The 20,143-nt window shown below is 44.6% G+C and carries 12 protein-coding genes; 4 read left to right on the top strand and 8 right to left on the bottom strand.

Features of this window, described 5'->3' with window-relative positions:
• Positions 1-6 precede the first annotated feature (6 nt).
• A complete protein-coding gene (locus NSQ66_RS22145) occupies positions 7-978 on the bottom strand; it encodes an ABC transporter permease subunit (RefSeq protein ID WP_081382599.1) in 972 nt (323 codons plus the stop codon).
• A 263-nt stretch (positions 979-1,241) separates the two neighbouring features.
• Between NSQ66_RS22145 and NSQ66_RS22150 the strand changes: the two genes are divergently transcribed.
• Entirely contained in the window at positions 1,242-3,530 is a 2,289-nt protein-coding gene (locus tag NSQ66_RS22150; RefSeq protein WP_076142257.1) for an AraC family transcriptional regulator, read from the top strand.
• A gap of 75 nt (positions 3,531-3,605) precedes the next feature.
• Here the strand turns inward: NSQ66_RS22150 and NSQ66_RS22155 are convergent, their stop codons facing one another.
• The 5 genes from NSQ66_RS22155 to NSQ66_RS22175 form a co-directional block, all read right to left on the bottom strand.
• Complete coding sequence (locus NSQ66_RS22155) at positions 3,606-5,609, bottom strand: beta-galactosidase (protein ID WP_036683166.1); 2,004 nt, start codon at positions 5,607-5,609, stop codon at positions 3,606-3,608.
• Between the two features lie 26 nt (positions 5,610-5,635).
• On the bottom strand, positions 5,636-7,060 hold the full coding sequence (locus tag NSQ66_RS22160) for a family 43 glycosylhydrolase (protein ID WP_339279403.1): 1,425 nt from the start codon (positions 7,058-7,060) through the stop codon (positions 5,636-5,638).
• An 86-nt stretch (positions 7,061-7,146) separates the two neighbouring features.
• Complete coding sequence (locus NSQ66_RS22165; RefSeq protein WP_036683168.1) at positions 7,147-8,820, bottom strand: hypothetical protein; 1,674 nt, start codon at positions 8,818-8,820, stop codon at positions 7,147-7,149.
• 41 nt (positions 8,821-8,861) lie between these two features.
• Positions 8,862-9,737, bottom strand: coding sequence for a carbohydrate ABC transporter permease (locus NSQ66_RS22170; protein ID WP_038572682.1), 876 nt, complete (start codon positions 9,735-9,737; stop codon positions 8,862-8,864).
• A gap of 36 nt (positions 9,738-9,773) precedes the next feature.
• On the bottom strand, positions 9,774-10,658 hold the full coding sequence (locus tag NSQ66_RS22175) for an ABC transporter permease subunit (RefSeq protein WP_036683235.1): 885 nt from the start codon (positions 10,656-10,658) through the stop codon (positions 9,774-9,776).
• Between the two features lie 300 nt (positions 10,659-10,958).
• Here NSQ66_RS22175 and NSQ66_RS22180 point away from each other — a divergent pair, with 300 nt between their 5' ends.
• The 3 genes from NSQ66_RS22180 to NSQ66_RS22190 all read left to right on the top strand — a co-directional run bounded on the left by NSQ66_RS22180 (position 10,959) and on the right by NSQ66_RS22190 (position 14,979).
• A complete protein-coding gene (locus NSQ66_RS22180; RefSeq protein WP_339279404.1) occupies positions 10,959-12,689 on the top strand; it encodes a histidine kinase in 1,731 nt (576 codons plus the stop codon).
• Positions 12,670-14,025, top strand: a complete 1,356-nt coding sequence (locus NSQ66_RS22185) for a response regulator (protein WP_076142255.1) — start codon at positions 12,670-12,672, stop codon at positions 14,023-14,025. Before NSQ66_RS22180 ends, NSQ66_RS22185 begins: the two co-directional genes overlap by 20 nt.
• 75 nt (positions 14,026-14,100) lie before the next feature.
• Entirely contained in the window at positions 14,101-14,979 is an 879-nt protein-coding gene (locus NSQ66_RS22190; RefSeq protein ID WP_036683178.1) for an AraC family transcriptional regulator, read from the top strand.
• Between the two features lie 1,235 nt (positions 14,980-16,214).
• On the opposite strand, the gene NSQ66_RS22195 is transcribed toward NSQ66_RS22190, so the two are convergent.
• A protein-coding gene (locus NSQ66_RS22195; protein WP_094903917.1) for an IS3 family transposase occupies positions 16,215-17,773 on the bottom strand; the annotation gives its coding sequence in 2 pieces (ribosomal slippage) (positions 16,215-17,140 and positions 17,140-17,773; 1,560 coding nt in all).
• A 91-nt stretch (positions 17,774-17,864) separates the two neighbouring features.
• Positions 17,865-20,054 carry an alpha-galactosidase gene (locus NSQ66_RS22200; RefSeq protein WP_076142571.1) on the bottom strand — a complete coding sequence of 730 codons (2,190 nt, stop codon included), beginning with the start codon at positions 20,052-20,054 and terminating at the stop codon, positions 17,865-17,867.
• Positions 20,055-20,143 lie beyond the last annotated feature (89 nt).

Here is a 20,143-nt window from a genome sequence, read left to right on the forward strand (position 1 = left end):
TCTTTTCTACCATAAACTTGTCTCGCTTACACGACGGCTGATGTAATTTGCTGTATAGATGAAGATCAAGCTAATCACGCCCATGAAGAGATCAATAGAAGCGCCATAGCTGAAGTTCCCCTGCACCATACCCACCCTATAGACATAAGTACTGATAATATCCGCTGTGTCGTAGATCGCCGGGTTCTGCATCAGGAACACCTTCTCGAAGCCAATCTCGAGCACTTTACCGATATTAAGAATCAAGGTGATCACGATGGCGGGTGAAATGCCGGGCAAGGTGACATGCCATATTTTACGCATGCGGCTGGCTCCGTCCATATCAGCAGCTTCATACAACTGCGGGTCGATAGCGGTCAACGCGGCCAAGTAGATAATGGTCTCCCAGCCGATATGCTGCCAGATCTCCGACAGGACATAAATACCGCGGAACAATCCAGGTTCGTTCATGAAATTGATCGGTCCAATCCCTATGGCACCAAGCAGATTATTAATCAGCCCTCCGGTTGGGGATAAAAACATGATCACCATACTGGCAACAATGACATTTGAGATAAAATGTGGAAGATAGCTGACGGTCTGCACAACACGTTTGAAAGCAGCCTTGCGCACCTCATTAAGCAAAATCGCCAGTAGAATTGGTGCCGGGAAGCCGAAAAACAGCTTATATAAACCAAGCAGAAAAGTATTTTTCATCAGCGGCCAAAAATCGGGATTCTCAATAAACATCCTGTAATATTTGAGTCCCACCCAATCGCTGGCCCAAATTCCTTTAAAGAGATTGTAATCCTTGAAAGTGATAACTAATCCAAACATCGGCGCATAGCGGAAGATCAAATAATACAACAGGCACGGCAGGAACAGCAGCCAGAGCGCCTTGTTTTTATTCCAAGTTCTAAGGATTCCCGTTTTGTGGCGTTGGGGTCGCCGGTGCACTTTCTTTCGCATTTTGTCCTGCACTACGCTAGCTTGAGCCATATGCATGTCTCCTCTTGTTAAAATGATCATAAATCATATAGATGTCAGATTACTTCCCCCTTTTTTCTGGGATTTGTCTCCGAATTATAGCTGCATTTCTTTGGAAAGCGCTATCTACATGTTATATAACATTTCGCCTTAACTGCGGATTTCCATAGAATAGCGTACAAATCAGCAAAATTGCATATTGTTGGTGTTAGCTTTTTGCCGCTATGATAGAATTAATCCAATTCATTTACGGGTGCATCCAAAGGGGGATACATATGAAGGGATCCGTTACAGGCAAATTTGCGCTGAATGCCCTGTTCGTTAAGCTGATGCTAAGCTTCCTCAGTGTCATCTTGATTTTGGCATCATTTAATCTGTTCTCCCATCTGTATTTAAGCGGCAAAATCTATAAGGAGATGATCCGTCAAAATGAGCTTGGACTCGCACAAACGGTCGAAGGCTACGAAAATCATTTCCGGTTGACCCAGAACATGATTCTTGCCCTCACCCAATCCGATTCATGGACTGCCAATCTGGGCATTTTAAGCCACCTCAAAGAGAACCGTCGATATGATATCCCGGCAGAAGTGACATCGGATCTCTCAACTTTGTATGCTAATCCTTTTCTGCATATCGAAAATTTCATTCTTTATTTTAAAAAGGAAGATTATGTACTGGAGAGGGAGGGCCTAAGCAGCGCCGCAGATATGTTCGGTAAATACTACTTCAGTGCAGAATACCCTCCGGAGTACTGGAGCCGGCAAACGATGGGCAATCAATTTTTAAAAGTCATGCCCGCCGTAACCTTTACCGAGAAAACTATACATTCCACCCGTACGCTCGGAAGGTTAATGCCAGTGCTGGTCAAAGCGATTCCTTATGAGGAAGTGTATGGGATTGTCATGCTGAATCCGCAGCTGATGCAGGATACCTACGGTGATGCCGGCAATACCCCATTCTATATTCTGGATGCACAAGAAAATTTATTGTTCTCTACATCAGATGTTAAACTGCAAACAAGCCAGCTTCCGGAAAGTAGCAATGCCCATGAGCGGGTCGGAGATCAATATTACTTCTATGAAAAAGGTAAACAAACCGGATTCACCTATATCCGAGTGACCGAGGTAGCGGCTATTGCCGCAGAAATGCGTGGTATGCAGCTATTGCTGGCTGTGTTACTCTCTGCGGCAGTACTGATCAGTGTTCTCTCATCCCTGATCTTCAGCCATCGGCTTAACCAGCCGCTCCAGCGCCTGATTGCTGCCTTGGACCGTAAAGCGGGCAGCCGGCCAGAAAAATTGAGCAGTGTGAAGGAATTCGCCATTATCGGCGACCGCCTGAGCTCCATTTTGGAGAATAACCGATTCATCCAGACCGATCTTGATCATAAGAACTCACTGGTACGCCAATATGCCTACACTCATAAAGTGAAAAATATCCCGCTGAGTAAAAGTCTTGCGGAGCTTGAAGATGTCCGGCAATCCGAACTACCCTATGCCTCCATTCTGTTCAAGGTCAGCTTCAAAACCTTGCCGGACGAATTTGAGAAACACACACTGATGTTATGGAAGCTAATCCAAACCTTGATCACCGGAGGTGAAAGCGACAGCGTCGCACTCCAGCCGGAGCAGGATCAGCTCTTGCTGCTCCTGTTCAACCCCGGACCGCAGAGCAGTTTTCTGCAGGCTCTTGATACACTGAAAGAACTGCTGGATTCGGAGATATCCTTATACCTGACTATTGCTGTAAGTCCGGTATATTCAGGCGAAACCTCATTTACCGATGCCTACAATAATCTATCGATGTTGTTAAATGAGCGTAGATTGAACGGGGAAACACAAATTATCGTAGAACCTAGAGCCTCGTCCGCCAAATCCTTTCATTTAAAGGTGACACACGGAGAGGAGCTGCACAATCTGCTGCAGTCTGGCAATGAGGAGGCTGTATTCGCTTGGCTGGATCGTCAGCTGGAGCAACTGCAGCACAAGGACGCGGCGGCGGCGGATTTTCGGGCATTTGCCTTGGGAGCAGCGGAACAGACGAGCAAAACGGTGACGAAGCTGAATCTGCCCCAAGCGGAAGCGGAGCGTCTCTTACCACCCCGTCTAGAGCCATTTAACGCTTTCCACTCAATGGATCAATACAAGGAATGGCTGCGTGATCTGGTTCGTCGTGTGCTCGTGGTCATCAGTAACCGCTCGGAGCCGCGCGACCCTATTATCAGCTTTGTGCTGGATTACTTAGACAAACATTACGGCGAGGACATCAACCTCAACCTAGTAGCAGACAAGTTGAATTTAACTCCAGGTTACCTGTCCAGCATTTTTAAAGAGAAAACAAACATCAACTTCAGTGAATATCTGAACAATCTGCGAATTGAGCGGGCCAAAGAGCTGCTAATGAATCTGGAACTGCGGATTCAGGATATCGCGCTTCAGGTCGGTTATCAGAACGTAAATTCCTTCATCCGTATGTTCAAACGTTGTGCCGGAATAACTCCGGGGGAATACCGCAAGCGCTATTCCCGTGATGATTCACTCCCCTCCTCCGGCCTTGGCTTATAAAGGGGCTACATTGCAGAGGAGAGGACAAAAAAGGCCACCATTGGCTGGGGGCCTTTTTGTTGTAAAGATTTGCAATCAGAATCCCGTTTTCGGAATCTCTATTGGCACAATATTATAGGGTGCTGTCCTCCCCGTCCGCACCTGATACATCTGGTCATGGGCCTTTTTCGCTGCTTGCACGAAAGGTTCATATGGACGGTTGCAGACATCCACTACGCCGATTTGATAGTTTTCTCCGTCATAACGTCCAAGCACAGGCTGATCATTCCATTGAAAATAATGAACTCCGATCAGCTGCGGGATGGCTGCCCCCTGCTCTACATAATAACGGTAAGCTTCACCGCGCTCCTTCTGAGTTGCCACCGCACGGATCCCATAAGCCAACATGCCGCCTTCAGCCGCACCAAAATGATATTCCCCAATCATGACTGGTTTGTTCAGTCGTCCGCTGATCTGGGCGATCTGTTCCTTGTCAGGACTGAACTGATAGCAGTTCATAGAGAATACATCAAACCATTCGCAGCCCTCCAGCACCTCATCACTGCCAACCCAGGCATAACGCATTCCCAAATTCAGATGATTCGGATCCGTCTGCTTGCAAAGACAGGCTGGCACTTCTACATACCGCCGGATCATGATCCGGTTGAACTGGTTATAATCCACTTCTCGGGCAGAAGTGAGATTATCCCCGGTTACATTCACATTCGATACATCGTATAAATCCTCGAATTCTTCAAAAACACTATCCCACGCCATGTTTAATTGCTCCACTGTTTTGTACTTTTCTGCAAGCCAGCGAATGAATTCCTTCTTGCTGGCATAACGGACCGGAGATTTCAGCATCTGCCCGGTCAAATTCAACCCATCCACGAATGCCCAATGCGGCTCATTACGCATGAAATAGCCAACCATTCTCTGATCTTCCCTTAATGGAAGAAGCTGCTCCGCAAAGCTCCCGGCATTCCGCTCATACTCCGGGCTAAACACATCCGGGAAATCCCGGAAAATAGATTGCTCCGTCATAGGAAAGTCCACTAGAGGATAAACATACGGAAGCTGAGATTCCTTAATAAAAAGATCATTGGACCAGTTACCGATGGTGTTGAATCCCCATTGTTGTAAGCGGAAATCCGTCATAGCCACCCAGTTAGAGCGCCACTCCGCCCCAAAAGCAGTGATCAGATTAGCAATCTCGAAGCTGAATTCCTCGCCATCCTGTGACCAAGCTTCTTGATAGATTCCTTCCCGCTCCGGCAACGAGGGTATCAAGTGTTCCATACCAGTTACATGCATAGAACAAGCCGGACCCACACAGTCCATCCCCGTACTGAACAGAGCATAACCCTCTGGATCAACGAACCACCAGCGGCTGCCGTCAAATTCCGTGCGGAAATATCCAGTTGGCGCGAATCTCAGCGCCTTCCAACCCCCGTACCTGCTGAGGTCACCTCCACTGTGATCAACTTGTGCCGCAAGTTGCCGCTCTTCGCGCAGCCGATCCGTCAATGCTTCTGCATCAACCGTTTTCCCTGGCCAACCCCTTCCCTTTAATTGGCCCAGATCATCTATATATGGTTGCTGTTCATACTCAAAGACGGGCTCAGTTAGACTTAGAGCCAAGCCACTAATTTGCACGGCTCTACTTGTTGTTGAAGGGAGAGTAGCGATAGAGAATCGGGTGATATGCTTGCGATCGATGCCTGCATCTCCCCTCAGTACTGTCTGCATCACACCCGGATAACGGGGGAGGAACAACTTTTCTCCATTTAAATGAATCAAAGGTAAACAAATTTTCGTGCGCACACCAGGTAAAATTCCTACATGATAAGTAATGACGCGATGATCCCGATCATAAAAACTGAATAACAGCACCAGAACGTCATGGCTTTCATGGTAAACCTCAGCATTAACGAAACCATAATCGCACCAAGCGGCGGATTCCAGCTGCCCTGGCTGAAGCTCAATTCCACCACCTTCTGGTGTAGTGATTAACTGAAAAGCCTCAGAGGAAGTCGCAGTAAGTTGTGTATGGGGGTCACTTTTAAACCATTCCATAGGGAAGGAGACAGATAAACTCATCGGTATACCTCTTTTCTCTAAACTGTTTACCTTACTGAAATCAGTTGAAAAAGCTGCGGGTCTGCACCTAGACGGGGATCATGGCAGCGTTTGGATTCAAGAAACACACAACCCCAGCCCCCACGCTGTTCTCCTGCTACGGTAAGAACTCTTCCGTCATTGCTCCCAATAGTCAGTGAACCTGCTTCTGTCTCTGTAAGCAACCATATAAACTGATCTTCGTTGTCACGAATAGGCTCCAGCAGCAAGGAATTCAACGGGCCAATAGATAAGGCCTTTTCACTGTTTCGAATTCTCGCCCTACCCTTCTCTCCGTATTCAACCGTCCATCTCTGCTGCTGATCTTCATACGAAAGCGTACGGACTTCGACGTTCAGGGTCTCCTCATGTTCAATAGATTGATTTCCCGCCGCCAGATAAAGCCCCATTCCTAAGCTTTTCAATCTGAACAGACCACTACCAGAGCCGCATTCCACAGCTACGATTCCCTTCCTAAGGTCAATCACGGTTCGCTCTGCCCAGTCAAGCTTCATTTCCCGGTCAGAAGGAAAGCTGAGCGGCAGAAATACATAGGAAGAGGCATAATAATCCGCAGGGTCCCAGCGATCCCCAACATACAGGTAAGAGCACTGGTCATTGTCTGTTCCTACAATAGGAACTATAAAAGCAGGCTGGCTGTCGTATGTAGTGATGTCGCCCAAAGGCAGCAAGGGTGACCAACGACCAAATAATTCCTCGGACCAGGCATAGGTTCCTTGGTTAGGCAACCAGCCCGTACAGGCGGACGAGATGAGGAAGTATACACCCTGACGTTTCATTAATGCAGGTGCTTCACGCGCTTGTCCGGGCCACAAGGTCTTGACCTGTTCTTCTATGCTGAGGTAATCAGGTGACAGACGATACATAATAAGATCAGCATTTTCCCTTGCCGCGGAGATAAAATAAGCCGTCCCATCGTCATCCTGGAACAAGGTGCAGTCACGAGACATGTTACCTATCGGATTAAAGCTGCCCCGGTAAACATAATCCCCATCTACCGTCCCGCAATCAGCGATCGCGCAGCGCGCATCAGAGTAGTCGCGTCCATTTTCCCAATGCATCCACATAACAAATCTCCCTGTAGGTTCGTTGTAGAGTACTTTTGGGCGCTCAATTACCGCACCCGTTGGGCGCCCCTCCCTGTCCAAGGGTTCAAGCTCTAATGTGGTGCGGTGATAAATCGGCTGTACCGGTGAATCGAGTGTGAGCACATCATTGCGCCATTCCGAACTCACTAGATCCACGGATCGGTAGCAGCTCACTCTCCGCCGATCCATCCGCTTCTCACCAAACCAGTAATAATATCCATCCGTATAGAGCATATGTCCACCATGTGCATGTACAGGATTTCCGCTCATATCCAGAAGTGGAGCGCTATTTAGTAGGGTGACTGTATTCGCGTTTTCGTCCATGATTATCCTCCAGAGGATCAGATTTTTATACAAAAAAGCAGGTCCGGCCAAGGATGACCTTAACTGAACCTGCTGTTCTTGCGAACTTATTTCAATCCCATCTGAGACATCACATCCACCTTGCTAGCATTGTTATACCATTCGTTGATTTCTTCGGAAATTTTCGTACCGCCTTTGTCATGCCATTGCTTCACGAAGTCATCGTACGCAGTTAGCGGCTCTTTACTGTAAATAATTTTGGTGAAGGTTTCCTTTTCCATCGTATTCAGTTGTTCCCAGGTTGTCTGCATAGTCTTGGTAGGAGGACCGTTAAATGCATTTGGAAGCAGCGACTCTCTATTCTCATAGGAAATCACATATCCCTCTTTGGCTGTTTCATCATTTGATGCCGATCTGATCAAGACCCCATTCTCTGCTTTTGCACCTTTGGAAAGATCATAAAAAGATTTACCTGGGCCATCAACACTTGGTGTATTTTTGGTAAAAGCCATTTTGCCTACACCTTGAGCGGCATCCAAAGGAGTATTGAATTTTTTGGAATCGAATACCACTTCATCGCCAACAATGTCATAATCATATCCCTGAGCATAACCATATTTGAAATCTCCGGTACCAAATGCTGCATCGTAAAGCTTGTCATAATACAAGAAGAAAGCTTCCATATTGTTGAAGTCTTTATTAAACATAAAGACACCATCGTTCTGTTGACCGGATTGGTAGGTTCGATCCCCACTTACACCGTTGATTGTTGGGTAAGCTTTGATTTTAGCCCCTTTTACGTTAGTTTCCACATCTTTAACACTGCCGTACAGCCAAGGACGGCCAATAATAATCCCTGCTTTACCTTCAGTGAAATCCGCAAGTGCATCCCATGCACCCTGTGTAGCCAATTCCTTATTTAAATACCCTTTGGAGTACCAATCGCGAAGTTTAGCTAACGCATCTTTTGTCCCATCAGCGACAGAACCGTAAGTGAGTTTACCATTGTCGTTATACCATTGGCCGGGGAGACTCTTGCCTGTATAAGCACTAAAAATCATTACAGAGTCACTCACCCAGCCCGTGTTGTAAGAATCTTTTCCCGAGAAATCAAATCCATAAGTATCATTTTTTCCGTTACCGTCCGGATCATCATTCGTAAAGGCAGCGATAACCTGTTCAAATTCATCTATATTTGTTGGCGCTTTTAAATTTAATTTATCTAACCAATCTTGACGGATAAGCATGACTTCACCTTCAGTGAGATTGGGCGAGATCGCCATCCCATAAACCTTGCCGTCCTGGATAACCGGGTTGAACGTTGTTGGATATTGTTTATATATTTCTTTCAGACGCTCAGGCATATATTTGTTAATGTCTTCCGCAATATCTTTTACAAGTCCAGATTGAATCAGATCATTTTCTAAGGAGGTGTCATACACTGGCAAAACATCCGGAAGCTTCTCGGAACCAGTGAGCGCTAAACGAAGTTTCGTATTATATTGGGAGGCATCACCGCCCAAAAGAGTAGTTTGGATGTTAATCCCTAGATTCTCGACACCCCAGCGGGTCAACACATTATCATTTAAGCTCTCCCCGTTGATATATTTACCGGCATTCTCATCTTGTTGCTTGGCGATGTTGATAGTAATAGGAGGATCGTATTTGCCGTCTTTGAGAACCGCTTCTGCCGCATTAGATTCTTTACCGTTTGAGCCGCAGCCCGCTAGCAATCCTGCCATCAATACAGTAGTCGTTATTAAGGCCCCTGTTTTTTTCATCAATAAGCTCCTTTGAATTTAAGTTTTATATGTTGGTCACGTTATTCTTTTACAGCACCCAGAACGATGCCTTTGACAAAGTACTTCTGTAGAAATGGGTACACAAGGATAATGGGCAGTGTGCTAATAAAAATTTGCGCAGCTTTGATACTCTGTTCTGACAACGCGGCTGCTTCTGATTGACTAAGTGCCATACTCTGCGCTGAACCTTGTACAACTACAGTCTGTAAGAATGAAGCTAACGGATAGTCCGTTGTATTCGACATATACAAAATCCCATCAAACCATGCGTTCCAGCTCCCCACCATGATAAACAATCCGACGGTTGCCAGACCGGGAAGGGAAAGCGGAAGATAGATTTTCCGGAAAATGACGAAGAACGAAGCCCCATCGATAAATGCCGCCTCTTCAAGCGCCTTAGGGATTGTTTTAAAGAAATTCATAATCAGAATCAAATTGTAAGCTCCGAAGGCACCGGGAAGCACGAGCGACCAGATTGTATCCTTGAGCCCAAGTTTCGTAACCAATATATAAGAAGGAATCAATCCACCGGAAAACAACATCGTGAAAATAAAAATCCACATTAAAGCATTACGCCCCCGGAAATCTTTGGACAAGGCATACCCTGACGTTGTAATAATAAACATACTGATTAACGTCCCCAGCACCGTCCGGACCACTGAGATTCTCATGGAGCCTGTAAAATTCGTGTTTTTAAAAGTTTTCACATAGGCTTCGATATTAAAGTCCACCGGCCAAAAGGATACCAAATTCCCATTTACCGCTGTCTTACTGCTAAATGATTGTGCTAGCAAATGAAGCATAGGCAATAAACACGATAAGGCTACTAGAATCAGGAGGATATGATTGAAAATCGAAAATATCCTATATCCCTTGGATTTATAATACACTCCCATTCCTCCTAACTGTTTTGAAAGCTTAACAACTTCGACTTAAAATATTTTGTAGTTAGCTACCTTGTAAGCAATTCGATAGGAAATTACGATTAAAATGAAGCTGATGCCAGATTTAAACAACCCAACAGCGGTACCAAAACCGTATTGGCCATTCAATAAGGATGACCGGTAAACATAAGTATCGATGATATCTCCCGTACTATATACGAGTGGATTGTATAAGTTAAAGATTTGGTCAAATCCTGCATCCAAAATATTTCCAAGGCTTAACGTCGCAATTACGATGATCATCGGCATCATACTCGGTAAGGTAACATGGCGTATTTGTTGGCGGCGTGACGCGCCGTCGATCTCGGCGGCCTCATAATAAGAAGGGTCGATCCCTGTGATCACCGCTAAGTAAACAATCATGCCAAATCCGAAGTTTTTCCATAAATCACTGATGATGATCGTCGGTCTGAACAGCGTAGGATCACCCAAAAAGAAAATTGGTTTTAGTCCGAGGAAATTCGTAAGAAAATGATTTATGCCCCCGTCAAGACCCAGGATATCAATCATGATTCCGGCAACGGTTACCCAAGAGAGGAAATGCGGTAAATAGACCAAGGTTTGAATACTCTTTTTAATCCCCATGTTTCTAATCTCGCTTAGCAGAATCGCCATAAAGATAGGAACGATAATTCCGACTATAATTTTGATTACAGCAATAATGAGGGTGTTGATAATAGATTGTGTCGCCTCTTTATATTGAAAGATTCTTGCGAAGTTATCCCAACCAATCCAAGTTGAACCTGTAATTCCAAGCCAGGGCTTGTAATCCTGAAAGGCCATCACTAATCCGACCATAGGACCGTAGGCAAAAATTAGAACGAATACCAAAGCTGGGATACATAAAACATACAATGGCCAATTTTTTTTAATTTCCTTTTTCCAAGGATTTTTCCTGTTTTTTTTAACGTTGGCTTTCTCACTCCATTTGAGCTGGGTATTCATTATCTGTGCTATTGTGCTTACCCCCTTTTACATTCTTGGCTGCTAATTTCTTTCTGATTTAATGTTAACAAAAGCGCTTTCATTCGAAAATGTCTCAAATTAAATATCATAACCACTCGCTAAACATCTTTATAAACGCTTTCATTTTGCGAGAGCTCTTCCCTTTTTCTTTTGGAATATATGGCTTATGATGAATTCACACGAGTCCTAGCGACAGGAGTAATGCTTATGATTAAAAAAGTAAATATGAAACGATTCATATATTTTTTCGTTTTTTTCCTTTTACTTACCTTAAGTTTGTTTTTCATAATGAACTCCCTAGGTTCCAAAACCATTCAAGAGAGCTTGGTTAACTCCTCCAAAAATCAGCTAGCTTATACGGAAAGCATACTGGATGGCATCATCTCTGAGGCAAGTTTGTATGGCATCCAATATACAGCCGACACCTCCGTACGTTTCTATCAAAGCAAAATACAAGAGATGAACAATTACGATGCCCAGATGAAAAAAAACGATATCTATGACCGCATATCAGCACCACTCCTCTCCAGTCAGGCCATTGAATCTATCGGTATCTACTGGAAAACGGACGGCACTTTTATTTTCACGGGTCATGATTCGCTTGCCAAACAGCCCTTTCAGAAGGTCACGCAGCGAGGCTGGCAGATTGTTAATAATAATTTGTATTATTTTTCAATCTACCCTTATATTCATGAGCCTAAGAATCCTGCCAATATTCAATACATTGTGGGCGTTAAGCTGAAAAAGGAGTATTTAACAAGTCTTTTAGAAAAAGCAGTGAGTGGCGGTGAGAGCTCCAATGCCTTTTTGCTTGTGAACAAGAGTTTGATGATTAGCAATAAAGCGGTGGATATTCGAATCGAGGAAAAAGCCAAGGAGACGATAACACCCAATGCACATGAAATTCTAAAGTTTGACTATCATATCAACGATGACGATTATTATGTTTTATCGAAGTATATTGAGCCGATTGATACGTATCTTGTTACCTATACGCGAATGAGTGATTTTTTGAATCCGCTTAACCGGAATAAACAGGTGTTTTTTGTCAGCATCTTAATAATCTTGATCATTGGCCTTATCGTGATTTTTATGTTCTATCGAAACTATTATCGCAATGTATATCTGCTCGACAAGAAATTCTACCAAGTGGAACAAGGGAATTACAGCACCAGAATTAGTGAGAACCCGGACAATCAATTTTATAGTCTATTTAAAAGCTTTAACCACATGGTCGCCAAAATACAGGCTTTATTCGCTTCATTAAAAATAGAAACTGAGCTGCGCAGAAACGCCGAAGTGAAACAGCTACAGGCTCAGATCAATCCACATTTTCTTTACAATAATCTGTTTTTTATTATGGCAGTGGCAAAAACTTCACCGGAAGCCGTAATGCAGATGAGCAAACATTTAGCAGAGTACTATCGTTATTTAACAAAAATGAATTCAGATAATGTTACGTTGGCTTCTGAATTGCAGCTTGCCGATCATTTTTTATCCATCATGTCACTTTCTAAAAAAATAAATTATGAAATCAACCTGCCTCCTGAACTGGGAGAGCATCTGATTATGCCACTCATTATCCAGCCTATGGTCGAGAACGCAATTCAGCATGGGATTGAAGAACAGCAAGGGGCTTACCGCGTTACTATAGATGTAAAAGAACTTGATACTGGAGCGATAATTATTGTAGCCGATGACGGTAAGGGGCTTACTGCTGAGGAAATACACCAGCTAATGGCCAGACTTGAGAATGAATCCCCCCCTGAAGGATCAAGAGGAATTGGTCTTTGGAACATTCATCATCGCCTCAAAAATGCGTATGGTGAATTAAGCGGACTGCGGTTCTTCATTAATGAATGGGGCGGTTTATCCGTGCTGGCATTCATAGATTTCTCGCTGGATGAAGGAGGACAATATGCGATTACTGATAGTTGATGACGGGCATTACATCGTTGAATATTTAAAACACCTGCTGGATTGGAACAAATTTGGAATTGAGCATATTGAGACGACAACAAATTCGATTGAAGCCAAGGAGCTATTGAATCAGAATCATATAGATATTCTTATTACAGATATTCGTATGCCCGAGGTATCCGGCATTGATTTACTGCATCATGTTCATGAGAAAAAGCTCAATACCAAGGTAATTTTCCTCTCCGGTTATTCTCAATTTGATTATGCACAACAAGCCATTCGTCTGGGTGCACTCGATTATTTACTCAAGCCGGTAGATAAAGAGGATATGGAAAAAGCCATGAGTCAAGTTATTAAGAGTATCGCTGAGACCCCCCCAAAAAAACCAGTGGCAGAGAAAAAGATAGATGGGCTAGGTTACTTGCTTTCTGTTATTAGCGAACCTTCCCCACTACGTTATGATCACAGCACACTCGATACTGCTTTACGGAATGAGCACTTTTGCTTTTTTCACGTCTCAGGGGCTAGTGGGAAAGATGAAATGTTGTTAAAAGATCATACTGGTGGACGAGACTTTATTTGGATCACTCCATCAGCCATTACTGGAATTATTCCAGAACCCAATACCGAAACTGTGGCAAACAGCGTCGATTCCATTTCTTTTTCCGAGCCGTTTGAATTTTCTCAAAAGCATGCTGTTCGGCATATTTTTTATCATTTCTTTTTTAATGAAAATATTGGGACCAATGACTTTACTATGCTGAGTGCCTCTAGTGCTCTCCCTAAATTAGAGCTCGGAGAATGGGAACAAACCAGAAAAGATATTTTAAAAAACTTTGCCAAGCTCACTGTCAAAAAACAAAAGCGTCTCTACCTGCTCGAATTCATTAATTTGCTGTATTCCACAACCGATAAAATCCAATCAGCTGAGGCCGCAGACTGGATTTTCAATCAATTATCAGAGCCAAATACGGCTCTTCAATCCATCTTGCAGAGCCTCACCCAATTAGATAGAAGCGCTAAATTTTCCAATCAAAATATTGTTCATACCATTCAAGCCTATATCGCCAATCATATTAGTGAATGCTTGAGCCTGGAGGACTTAGGGAAAATTGTTCACCTCCATCCTGTTTACCTGTCCAAATTTTATAAGCAGGAGACGGGCGAAAATTTATCGAGCTACATTTCTTCTAAACGCTTGGAAAAGGCCTCCAAGTTATTGATCGATTCCAACTTACATGTGCTCGATATTTCACATCTAGTCGGCTACAAAAAGCCACAATATTTCATTAAGCTGTTCAAAGATCAGTATGGCATTACGCCTTATCAATATCGAAGACAGCAGATTAAATGAAACAAAAATTGAACAGATCCACAAAAAAGTTTACACTTTGAATGAAGTAACGAACCATGGAAAGGAAACCTGCTAATGTTGCGCTCCTCCTACACCATTCGCTCGGAAGAACAAGCTTCTATGCTTCTGTTTGATTCCATTGGCTGGGAACAAGCAGAGACTCCGGCATATTCATTCAACGGCCAGAACCGGACGGAGAGAAGTTGTGTTATTTTTCAGTACACCTTATCTGGAGAGGGTAGAATTGAAATAGACGGGGTTGTTCACCCATTAACAAAGGGCAAAGCTTTCCTAGTGACTGTCCCCAGTATACACAGATATTATTATCCGGAGGAAGGTACAGAGCCCTGGGAATTCATTTGGCTGAATGTACGAGGACCTCTAGCTATTTCACTCTGGAACCAGCTGATCGCACATGGCGGTCCCATTATAGAACTCCCTCAGGAATCGGTTCCGATGGATTTATTGTGGAGTATGTTCAAGGACATACAGGTTGATGAGGAAAGAGATTTGCATTTTCTAACGGGGAAAACCTTTCAGTGGATATTGTCCATGGAGAAATACCTCAAGAAACCGAATTTGTTAACCACCTATATAAAAAATGACAAACTTCATGCTGCTATACAATTTATGAAAAATGATCTGCACAATAATAACCTTAGCTTAGACGATGTCGCCGCACATGTTGGAATTTCCAAACATCATCTTTGCAGGCTATTTCAAAAAAACATCAATCTCTCGCCTTTTGAGTATTTAAGAAGGAGACGGATCGAGCTGGCAGCATCTATGCTGAAAACAACAGATCAGACGATCTACCAGATCGCTGTGGACACCGGGTTTGACAATGCCAGCTATTTCGGCAAAGTCTTTCGTTCCTATTTTGGAGTCAGCCCCTCCACTTACCGCGAGCAGGATCTGGAGTTCCTGTCCAAACATGTGTTTTTTGAAAATTGATGTTGCTCGGCATAACCATTCGGCTTTGATAGAGCTGAGTGGCATGCGTGGCGTGCTAATTCGGGGCCGGTGGATGCAAGTAGTAACCATTCAGATTTGGTGGCGCCAACTCAAAACCATCCCCCGCCGCTTTCGGACCCAGATGACGCTATTTGCCAATTTTTCGCCTTTTAAGCACAGTTTCGGACTCCAGTGCAGCTATTCCTTCGAAAGAGGTACATATTAGGTACTTTTCGAGTCAATAGCGACTATGCGGTCCGATTAAACTCCAAATGTGTGAAAAGGCTGCGGTTAGCGGCATTTGAGTCCTATAGCACTGTGTTGGTTGGGTAAGCAACTTGCATGTTGCACCAATTCGCGTACGCTAGCCCACGGCTAGGGAAGCATCTTGTTAAACACCCTAATTCGCGTACGGCAGCACCGAGTCACAACCATCCCCCGACGCTTTCGGACCTCAATGACGCTATTTGCCAATTTTTCGTCTTTTGAGCACAGTTTCGGACTCCAGTGCAGCTATTCCTTCGAAAGAGGTGCATATTAGGTACTTTTCGGGCCAATAGCGACTATGCGGTCCGATAAAACACCAAATGTGTGAAAAGGCTGCGGTTAGCGGCATATGAGTCCGATAGCACTGTGTTGGACGGGTAAGCAACTTGCATGTCGTACTAGTTCGCGTGCAGCAGTCCCCGGCTAGGTAAGCATCTTGTTAAACACCCTAATTCGCGTCCGAAAGCACCGAGTCCCCCCTCCACCGCCACTTTCGGACCCCAATGACGCTATTTGCCAATTTCCCGCCTTTTGAGCATAGTTTCGGACTCCAGTGCAGCTATTCCTTCGAAAGTTGTGCATGTTAGGTACTTTTCGAGCCAATAGCGACTATGCGGTCCGATAAAACTCCAAATGTGTGGAAAGAGAGCGGTTAGCGGCATTTGAGTCCGATAGCACTGTGTTGGCTGGGTAAGCAACTTACATGGTCCACCAATTTGAGCCCGCCGGCTTCAGTATAAACAATCAGCTCCAGTGGCGCCAAGCTACTTGCAAGTAGCACTAATTCACGTCTGGTAGTCCCCGGCCAAGTAAGCATATCTCGCAAAGCGCCCCATCCAATAACAGCTTCGGGCGCGCAGCTAGTCACAAAAGAACTCAAAAAAGGAGAAAAAAAAGGAAGGTGCCCAGCATCCAATGGCTTTTGAACTGCACCCCGTCAAGTAGACAGCACAAAAAATAAAAGTAGTTTAAGCGGCCTTAGTCCTAAATTCAATGGGACTGAGGCCGTTTAGTTTTGCCTGTAACCGTTCGTTATTATAAAAGTGAATGTAGGTATCAATATCTGTTTGGAGTTCTTCAAAGGTCTGGTAGGTATGTAAGTAGTACTTCTCACATTTCAATGTTCCCCAGAAGGATTCCATCGGCGAATTGTCAATGCAGCAGCCTACTCGGGACATGCTTTGCTTCAGTTCTGCATCGTCCAGCATCTTCTTAAAATGCAGAGAGGTATACTGGAAACCACGGTCGCTATGGAGTAAGGTTCGGCTCTCCGGTGCTGCCTGCAAAGCTAATTCCAGTGTGTTAAAAACTAGCGAATTATTATTGGAATGACCCAGAACGTAAGCAACAATGGACTTGTCATACAGATCTTTTATTGCACTTAAATACGCCTTCTTGCCGTTGCCGTATTTGAATTCCGTTACATCCGTTACCCATTTTTGGTTTGGAGCTTCAGCCTCAAAATTACGGTTCAGCACATTCTCTGCAACCTGCTGAGGCGTGGAGCCTACATACTTCTTTCTCTTTCTGCGGATGACTGACTGGATACCTTGGCATCTCATCAGCCGGTACACTCGCTTTGCGTTAATAGATTTATCCATTTGTCTGCGCAAATGCAGGGTCAATTGGCGATACCCAAAGGTTCGTTCCACCTTCTCATACAAGAGGAGCATGGCCTCTGTCAGTTTCTCGTTGTCAGCCTCTCGAAAACTGGGTTTGCGATTCAACCATTTGTAATAACTTGACCGTGAAATCCCTGCGATGTCACACAAAAGCCGAATGGAGCAAGACTGTTCCTGCTGAACAGCCTGAATGGCCAGGTAGATATTCACCTGGCGAATGGTTCTTAACGCCTCCTCTTTTCGAGTTCCTCTAACTTTTTTAGAAAAGCATTCTCCGCACGCAGGCGTGCATTCTCGTATTCCAGCTTTTGCATCGCGAGTTTGTGGCGATCTGCTTCCGTAAGTTCTTCAGGCGCTTTGGTGCGTCCTCTACCGTCTCGTAATGCCTCTTCACCACCTGCTTCGTACTTCTTTACCCAGCTATATACTTGTTGGTAAGACACGTGAAAATGGCTTGCCGCCTTCGCATAGTCTTCTCCGTTCGAAAGGCAGTACAGCACGATATTTATCCGTTCCTGCCAAGTGGTTACGCGTCCTTTGGTCATAGCTTTAGTTCCTCCTGAATGAGCTGTTAAGCTGTTGCTATGACCATTATACTTCCTAATCCAGTTGGCGAGTTGGGTTGCACTTGCAATCTTATACTTGCAGATGATTTGGTTTTGCGACAATCCTCCCTCGAGATAATCCTTAACGGCATAGAGTTTAAGTTCTGCAGAATACGTACGATTGTAGCTCCGGACTTCCAGCCCTTCGTATCCATACAATTGATAACGTTGCCGCCACTTCACTATAGAGTTTTTGGATATTCCATACTTCCGGGCCGCAGCTTTCAAACCAATGTCGCCCCGTTCAATTTCTTGGAGAATCGTTAACTTTTCCAGTGCTGTATACTTCTTTTGTTCCATAAAAATGCTCCCCATACAGCGACAGGTTTTTATTATTTCACCTGTCTACTATATGGGGAGCATATCATTTTGGGGCACCCTCCTTTTTTGATTAAACTTCTCTAAGCACGAAAAGTAGGCTTCTGAAATCGCCCTCGAGCTGTGGAAGCGTGAGTCCGAAGTGCATCAGCTCATCCCCTCTGTATACTCCACCGTTAAGCTCAAGCTTATACGATTTCGCAGGGTCGAGTCCTTTCAGACGCAATCTGCGCAACGGTGGATTAGGCCCGGCCAGAACTTGGAAGTAGGTGGCGAAGGCTTCTTTTTTATCAGCGGAAACAAACATCCATGCCGTCTCGTTTCCTTCAAAAGGACTAAGCAGTCGATAGAAATCACCGTACTGAATCAGCATTCTCAGTTCCTTGTACTCCGAAACCTGCTTGCGGATATCCTCGCGTTCAGCTTCAGTAAGCTTGGTCAAATCCAGCTCGTAGCCGAAATTACCCGACATCGCGACATGACCACGTGTCTCCAAAGGTGTAATACGATGTACCTGATGGTTAGGAACAGCCGACACATGGGCACCCATTGAACTCGCAGGATACACCATACTTGTTCCGTATTGGATCTTCAATCTTTCCACGGCATCCGTATCATCGCTAGTCCAGGTCTGTGGCATATAATACAGCATTCCCGGGTCAAATCGTCCTCCACCACCGGAGCAGCTTTCGAACAAAATATGAGGGAAACGGGAAACGATACGTTCCAGCACATCATAAAGTCCAAGGATATAACGGTGTGCCGTTTCGCGTTGACGTTCGGCTGGAAGAAGCGCTGATCCAATCTCCGTCATATTCCGGTTCATATCCCATTTCACATAAGTAATCGGAGCGGATGATAATACCGAGCTAACTGACTCGACGATATAATCACATACATCCTTGCGGGATAAATCCAGTACTAACTGCTGGCGGGCTAATGAACTTTTATGCCCAGGTACATGGAGACACCAGTCTGGATGTTCACGGTAAAGATCACTTTCAGGCGATACCATTTCTGGCTCGAACCATAATCCGAATTCCATGCCCATTGCCGTGATATCTTCGCCTAGCTTTCCAAGACCTTCAGGCAGCTTGCGACGATCCTCTACCCAATCTCCCAGGGAGCTGTCGTCGTTATCACGTTTGCCGAACCAGCCGTCATCCAGCACGAACAGCTCCAGACCTAGCTCTTTACCTGCTTTAGCAATCTCTTTGATTTTATCCGCGTTAAAATTAAAATAAGTCGCTTCCCAGTTGTTGATCAGAATAGGACGCTTGCTATCGCGGAATTCACCTCTGCATAACCGGGTCCGATAAAGACGGTGATAGGTTCTCGATAATCCACCAAGCCCTTCACTGGATCTTACCAATACGGCTTCTGGAGCCTGAAAGGATTCGCCCGGTTCAAGCAGCCACTGAAAGTTGAAAGGTTGAATACCGATCCCAACTCTGGATATTCCGTATTGATCCACTTCTGCTTGGGCGAGGAAACTCCCGCTATACACAAGGCTGAATCCATAAACTTCGCCATGGTCCTCTGTCGCATCTTTTGCAAGCAAGGCCATAAAAGGATTCTGCTGATGGCTGCTGGAGCCGCGTTTGCTGTCAATCCGCTGGATGCCAGGAACGAGTGGTCTTTTGTGAATATGGCGTTCTCTAGTCCAAGTACCGGATAATTGCAGCATGTCATAGTCAGAATCATGAAAGTCAACATTCGCGCTTAATACTCTTTTCAAAACTAGATTGTCCTTACCCAGATTCTCAATCCGCACGGAACGTGTTATAACATCCTGGTCGTTAAATACGGTATAGCTCAAGGCAGCGATCAATCCTGTTTTATCATCTTGCAGTATAATTTTCAGGGTCTCTGCTTCTTCTTCACTTTCAACATAAGTAGCAGGCAGACCCTTGAGTGCAGGTTTTCCTTTATTAATGGTGTGGCTCTTATAACGGAAATCCGTTACGGTCGTGCCATCTACTAGGTGAACCTCAAGTGCCGGCTCGCGGAAATCACCGTTTCCATAAGAAGGGAATTCGCTTGGCAAGGTGTCGAGGGAGATATTTTTATCCTCCTGCAAATAAGTTGGACTAAAAGAGCAACGTTCCACCAAATTCAACGTGTGTTGAAATTTTCTCCCTGCCAATTTTGGGCCCCAGTAGACATGCGCTGGAATAACACCTTTGATCAATTCAATAATATAGCTGGATTTCTCAGACTGTAAATGAAACACCTTGCGGTTGTCATCATAATAAATACCCATAATATGTTTGCACTCTCCTTAAGGTAGCTCAATAGAACGTTTATAGTTTGTAATTAATGCTTCTTCGAAGTCTATTTTAGAGTGAAATG

The sequence above is a fragment of the Paenibacillus sp. FSL H3-0329 genome (assembly GCF_037963285.1).
In the GTDB taxonomy this organism is placed as follows: Bacteria; Bacillota; Bacilli; order Paenibacillales; family Paenibacillaceae; genus Paenibacillus_AQ; species Paenibacillus_AQ odorifer.